Source organism: Kribbella sp. NPDC050281 (assembly GCF_040655855.1).
GTDB lineage: Bacteria > Actinomycetota > Actinomycetes > Propionibacteriales > Kribbellaceae > Kribbella.
The window spans coordinates 1-3687 of record NZ_JBFAKS010000091.1; the positions used below are offsets into that span (position 1 = coordinate 1).

The 3687-nt window shown below is 66.1% G+C and carries 3 protein-coding genes; 2 read left to right on the forward strand and 1 reads right to left on the reverse strand.

Translation table 11 applies throughout. The features are described from left to right. Positions 1-225 precede the first annotated feature (225 nt). Together AB0I34_RS43925 and AB0I34_RS43930 are read left to right on the forward strand one after the other, a co-directional pair. The gene (locus AB0I34_RS43925; protein WP_360458631.1) at positions 226-795 is read left to right on the forward strand and encodes a DUF3592 domain-containing protein; all 570 of its coding nucleotides are present in this window, start codon (positions 226-228) and stop codon (positions 793-795) included. Positions 796-984: 189 nt separating this feature from the next. After that, positions 985-1368: a hypothetical protein gene (locus AB0I34_RS43930; protein WP_360458634.1), complete on the forward strand. Its 384-nt coding sequence runs from the start codon at positions 985-987 to the stop codon at positions 1366-1368. A gap of 50 nt (positions 1369-1418) precedes the next feature. Here AB0I34_RS43930 and AB0I34_RS43935 read toward each other — a convergent pair whose 3' ends face one another. Continuing rightward, positions 1419-3320 carry a site-specific integrase gene (locus AB0I34_RS43935; protein WP_360458637.1) on the reverse strand — a complete coding sequence of 634 codons (1902 nt, stop codon included), beginning with the start codon at positions 3318-3320 and terminating at the stop codon, positions 1419-1421. Between the last annotated feature and the right edge of the window lie 367 nt (positions 3321-3687).

Genomic DNA, 3687 nt, shown 5'->3' on the forward strand with positions numbered 1-3687 from the left:
TTCTCTGCACTAGTCAAGCTCCTAGCACTAGCGCAGGGGAGCCTGTCGTCTGGTCGACGACAGCCGGCAAGGCTGCGTGCGATGATGCGGCGGGCGCGGCACTCGTTAGGGGCATGGCATGAACCAGTCGGACAGGTGGTGGGCGGGTTGCTCGCCGCGCTGGGTTTCGAATGACGTCGGCGGTTGTGGCGGTCCTGTTCGCTGTACGGCTGATGAATGCGTGGCATGGCCGGCGATGTGAATTGGCCGGGCCGCGGACCGACCTGGCTCGGGGTCCCAGCCCTGGTGGTGGCGGTTGCCGGCGGCCTCATGCTCGGCGAGGTGACGCATCGGCAAGAGTTCAGTCGGGAGTTGTTGACGACCGGTGTCGAGATCGTCGCGGGGTCGGTGCAGGTAGATGTGGGTAGGCTGCTTGGTTCAGTGTCTGTTGGATTTCGGACGGCCGATGGCCGCGAGGTTCGGACCGAACTAGCGGACCACGAGTACAACGACACGGAGGGCATGCCGGACGGTGTGCAGACTCCGGCGGCTGGCACAAGGTATGCAATGCCGTTGAAGATCGTCTACCGGCGATCTGACCCATCAGTGGTCCTGGCGTCAGTCGACGCGCGCCAGTGGGTCGACGATCGGAAGACACCCCGGCTGGGCGTCGGAATGCTGGCCGGTGGGCTTGCGGTGGTTCTGACTGCCCTGGTCATGCTGAGCCGGGATGCACGCAAGCGCGGGGTTGCTTGGTGGCAGTGGTATACCGAGGGATCGCGTGGCCCTGACACCCACAAGCGTTCGGAAAAGTGAGCCTGACGTGGCAGCATCGACCAGCGAGTTCCCCGACCCCGTCAGCATCGGCGGGCGGTGGTTGGCAGCGGCCCGACATCTCAAGCTTGTTGTGGCAGTCGGCGGCGGCTGGCGCTCGGCTCGTTGATATCAGGTGCAAGGCAGCGTGCGATGATTTGGCCGCAACGGGAGACTGTTTAGGGGGATGGGATGAAGCTACCGACGCGGTTGTGGGACAGTCGCCCGCCGCGCTGGTTTCGGATCACCTCGGTGGGCCTCGCGGTCTTGTTCGCTGTTGGGCTGAGAAACGCACACGGGTTGATCGACGTCTTCTGGGGCGTCCTGGCGTGTTCGCTCTTGCTGGTGAATGCCGTCGCGCCCAAGGGCCTGTATGACGGCAGGTTCAATGCCTGGACGCAGAAGCATCCGATCGTGAGCGGGGGTCTGGTCTTCCTTGTTCTGGGTGGCAGCGCCCTAGCTGTGCTGTCCGATTACGTCGACAGTTGGCTCGCCGCGGTCATCGTGCTACCGCTGTCCGCCGCGTTCGTGGCTTGGATCACCTACCGCGAGCGAGCCACCACGCGAGAGACGTGACATGGTCGGCTGAGTGGATCGGCCGGGGTCGCCGACCTGACTCGAGCCGATCACGGCCGGACGTGGCTCTGAGCTCGAAATCGACGCTCCGCGGCGCCGTCGGCAACGCGTGGCATGCCGAGGTCGACAACCGTGCTGGTCCCGCTCGTTGTAAGGCGTTCGGCGGCGGCTTGCTTCTCGTGAAGCAGCCTCAGCGTCAGGTCGATCCCCTCAATCTCACCCAGCCAGCCCTCGGCTGATGCTCGGCCCCGGCGTGCCTGGAGGTCTGTCTCGAGCTCTTTCAGTCGCGGAAGCATCGCCGGATTGACGCGGAGCATCGGGCAGCGGATGCAGGCATGCTCATGCTGGCACGGGCTGCCATAGGGCCGGTCGCAGTTGCCGAGTTCGACCTTGCGTTTGTCGAAGTGCTCCTCGAACTCCGACCACTCATTAGCCTCAACGGGACCGTACTCGTCGGCCGGGCGTCGGGCACGGCGGCGGGCGAGAAAATCCTGGTAGTGCCGCACGGTGTCCTCCTCGAACACCGCGACGTAGCCCTGGGTGGTGGCCAGATCGAGGTGCCCGAGGAGCTTGGCGCCGATGTGGATCGGCAGGCCGTTGTTGACGAGCTCGGTCGCGAAGAGACGCCGGAAGTCGTGCGGCGTGAACCTGACGCCGGTGAACGCTGGGTTCGTCGCGGCGATCTGCTCGCATTGACGGGTGATCGCCTCCCGCACACTCTGAAAGCTCATTGCTCCGGCGCTGATCAGTGGCCGTTGGAACAGGAACGGCATCGGCGCGGACCAGACCCGCTCATGGGGGTCCCACCGCCGCACGACCCGGATCGACTGTCCTGCCGTGGTGTGCCGGCCGATGACTGCCGCGATCACGTGAAACAACTCCGCCGACATCGGAATCACCCGCTCCCGGTCGGTCTTCGAGGGAGCGACGACCAGCAGACCGATGAGCTCGCCGTTCGGCCTTTCGTATTGGCGGATGCTCAGCTGGCTGAGCTCAAGGAGCTCCTCGATCCGAAGTCCCGTGTGCCGCAGGGTTTCGACGCAGGCCCAGGTCCAGAACGCGGCGTCCTCGGCGAGCGTCAGGTTCGTCAGCTCGCCGGAGACCGTGTCCTTCACGCGGACGTGGATCTGTCCGCGGGCCGTCATCTGTCGGTCGTGCTCGGTATCGGTGCGCTGATAGACGCGGCCGCCGTGGGTGAACTCGGCATCGGCAGGTATCTCCACGGCCGCGCCAAGAAACTCGCGCAGCCTGGCGTGCTGCCGTTCGACGTGCTCGACGATAGTGGGAAGCCACGGCTGACGCTGTCTGATGCGATCCGCGATCCGCTCCGTCACTCGTCGCTGACTGGCGCGGCTGCTGCGGCCAGTGCCGGGTGGGACCGGGCATGGAGCCGCCCACTGCGCCCACCGTCCCGATTCCTCGATCGCCCAGCTCTGCAGATCCAGGTAGAAGCTCCGGACCGTCGCCACGATAGATTCCGGCCGGAGCCGGACGCGACCATCAGCGCGGACCCTCAGGCCGGCCGCCCACTGCTCGTAGGTGCCGGTGCGCAGGCGCAGGTCCTTCTGGTGCGGATCGATCAGCTCGATCTGCTTCCAGAACTGGCCGACCAGACGCAGCGACAGCGCCGCCCAACTGCTGTAGTCGCATTCGGGCCGCCGACGCTCCAGGTACTCGATCAAAACCTCGCGGATGTCGGCATTGCTGACATCGTGGCGGTCGACCAGCTCGGCCGCGGTTCGTTGCCCGTTGTTCAGGCAGGCCTTGAGCGCGTGCGGTGTGCCCGGCCCGAAGTGGCCCATGCGGTGCAGCACGTCCCAGGCCGCGCTGCCGGCAAGCCGGTTCGGGTTACCGACCGCTCTCGGGGTTACGCCGAGCCGTGCGGACTCGATCGCGTAATGCAGCAAAGATTCAGGTGTCAGGTCCCGGAGCCCGATGCCCTGGCTCAGCAAGGCATAGGTGACATCGAGAACCGCGGCTGTCCGGACCGTTGCACTGCGCCCGGAGCTGGCCACCTCCTCGAAGAACTGGTCGAGTAGCTGGTCACCTTCGACCAGTCTGAATGTCTCGGCCAAGCGGAGGATCCGGTTCGATCGCAGGGCTGCGAGCGTGGGCCGGAAGGCACGGACACACAGCAGCGCCCGTAGCCCAGCGGTCATCACCTCTCGCCGGCCAGCCCGGCCGATCGGTGGCCCGGCGATGTCGCCGACCCGTCGGCCTGGTGCGTTGAGTCCGCTGGCTTCCCAGCGCTCCTGCCAGGTTTCGCCGGGGAACCCGGCAACGTGGATCAGTACTGCCTTGGCACCGCGACGAGGCGGG

Bases quoted from the DNA above. Each gene is read 5' to 3' on its own strand.
- AB0I34_RS43925 (WP_360458631.1), top strand. From the start codon at position 226: ATGGCCGGCGATGTGAATTGGCCGGGCCGCGGACCGACCTGGCTCGGG.
- AB0I34_RS43930 (WP_360458634.1), top strand. From the start codon at position 985: ATGAAGCTACCGACGCGGTTGTGGGACAGTCGCCCGCCGCGCTGGTTT.